Genomic DNA, 2,100 nt, shown 5'->3' with positions numbered 1-2,100 from the left:
GCCGCGCGCACATCGTGCCGCGCATGGCGCACGGCAGCCGGGGCTGGCACCACGCGGTGCAGGGCGGCCTGTTGCGCGTCACCTGGCGGCTGGGCAGCCACAGCCTGCTGCACCTGCTGGCCAACTTCGGCCAGGAGGAACGCGAGGTCGACCGCTTGCCGGGGCGGCTGGTCTATGCCGAAGGCGCCAGCCCGCGCGAGCCCGATGCGCAGCGCCTGCGGATGCAGCCCGGCGGCGTCTGGGCCGGCGTGCAGGACGACCGCGATGACTGACGCTGCAGCCGAACTCGGCGACGACGACCTGCGCCGCCTGTGCGAGGCACACGGCATCGAGACCGCCTACGACGACATCTGGGGCAACCGGCACGAAATCTCGCCCGAGGCCATGCGCGCGCTGCTGCGCGACATGGGCGCTTTCGAGCCGGCGCAGCGCTCGTCCGCCTTGCCGCCGTATGTGGTGGTGGAAGAGGGCGCCTCGGCCTTCTGCGTGCCCCTGGCCCCGGGCACCGAGCGCCAGCGGCTGCACTGGCGCGTGCAGGACGAGGCGGGCCATGCCCACGTCGGCCAGGCGCAGCCGTGCGAGGGCGGCGGTGCGCACCTGCGCATCCAGCTGGCGCTGCCGTGGGGCTACCACCGGCTGACGGTGGAAGGCCTGCCCGGCAGCACGCTGCTCATCTGCGCGCCGCAGCGCTGCCACGAGGCCAGCGCCGTGGCCGAGGGCGGGCGCCTGTGGGGCATGGCGGTGCAGCTGTACGGCCTGCGTTCGCCGCGCAACTGGGGCATGGGCGACTTCGGCGACCTGCGGCAGCTGGTGGTGCAGGCGGCGGGCGAGGGCGCGGCCTTCGTCGGGCTCAACCCGCTGCATGCGCTGTTTCCGCACAACCCGGCGCATGCCAGTCCGTACAGCCCGTCGTCGCGGGCCTGGCTCAATGTGATGTATATCGACGTTGAGGCGGTGCCCGGCTTCGAGGACTGCGATGCAGCGCGGCAACTGGTGCGCTCGCCGGCGTTCCAGCAGCGCCTGGCCGCGCTGCGTGCCGCGCAGCTGGTGGACCATGCCGGCGTGTGGGCCGCCAAGCACGAGGTGCTGCAGCTGCTCTTTGCGGATTTCCAGGCGCGCGGCGCGGCGGATGCGCTGATGCAGGACTTTCGCCGCTTCTGTGATGAAGGCGGGCAGGCGCTGCAGGCGCAGGCGCTGTTCGATGCCCTGCAGGCCCACCTGCATGCGCAGGACCCCGCCCACTGGGGCTGGCCCGCGTGGCCGGCCGACTGGCGCGACCGCGACGGCCCGCAGGTGCGCGCGTTCGAACGCGAGCACGCGGGCCGCGTAGCGTACTTCCAGTACCTGCAATGGCTGGCCGCCCGCCAGCTCGCCGCGGCGGCGCAGGCGTGCAGCGCGGCGGGCATGGTGATCGGCCTGTACCTGGACCTGGCGGTGTCGGTGGACCGCGGCGGCGCCGACAGCTGGCGCCATGCGGATTGCTTTGCCTCGGGGGCCAGCGTGGGCGCGCCGCCCGACCTGCTCAACCAGCAGGGCCAGGACTGGGGCCTGCTGCCATTGCGCCCCGACCGGCTGGCCGAGGGCGGCTTCGCGCCCTTTGTCGAGGCACTGCGCGCCAACATGCGCTGCGCCGGGGCGCTGCGCATCGACCACGTGATGATGCTGATGCGGCTGTTCTGGATCCCGGGCGGCGGCAGGGCGGCCGACGGTGCCTATGTGCGCTATCCCTGCGACGCGCTGTTCGCCATCCTGGCGCTGGAAAGCCGCCGGCACCGCTGCATGGTGGTGGGCGAGGACCTGGGCACCGTGCCTGATGAAATGCGCGCGGCCATGCGGCGCCACGGCGTGCTGTCGTACCGCCTGCTGTACTTCGAGCGCGACGCCCAGGGCGCCTACCTGCCGCCGCAGCACTATCCGCGCGAAGCCGTGGTGGCGCTGAGCACGCATGACCTGCCCACGCTGGCCGGCTGGTGGTCGGCTGCCGACATCCATGCGCAGGACGCGCTCGGCCAGTTGCCCGGCGGCCAGGCGCTGGACGAGCGCCTGGCGCAGCGCGCGCAGGAGCGCGAACGCCTGGCCGAAGCGCTGGGGCGGCCCGTC

At 73.5% G+C, this 2,100-nt stretch carries 2 protein-coding genes; both read left to right on the top strand.

Features of this window, described 5'->3' with window-relative positions:
* A partial coding sequence (locus VSO01S_RS26350) for a DUF3459 domain-containing protein (protein ID WP_153305460.1) occupies positions 1-272 on the top strand: 272 nt, incomplete at its 5' end.
* On the top strand, positions 265-2,100 hold a 1,836-nt coding region (gene malQ / locus VSO01S_RS26345; RefSeq protein WP_084242141.1), incomplete at its 3' end, for a 4-alpha-glucanotransferase. The genes VSO01S_RS26350 and malQ, both read left to right, overlap by 8 nt.

The sequence above is a fragment of the Variovorax soli NBRC 106424 genome (assembly GCF_001591385.1).
Classification (GTDB): Bacteria; Pseudomonadota; Gammaproteobacteria; order Burkholderiales; family Burkholderiaceae_C; genus Variovorax; species Variovorax soli.
Note: the sequence above shows the minus strand (reverse complement) of the source record. Positions and strands in the feature narration are given on the sequence as shown.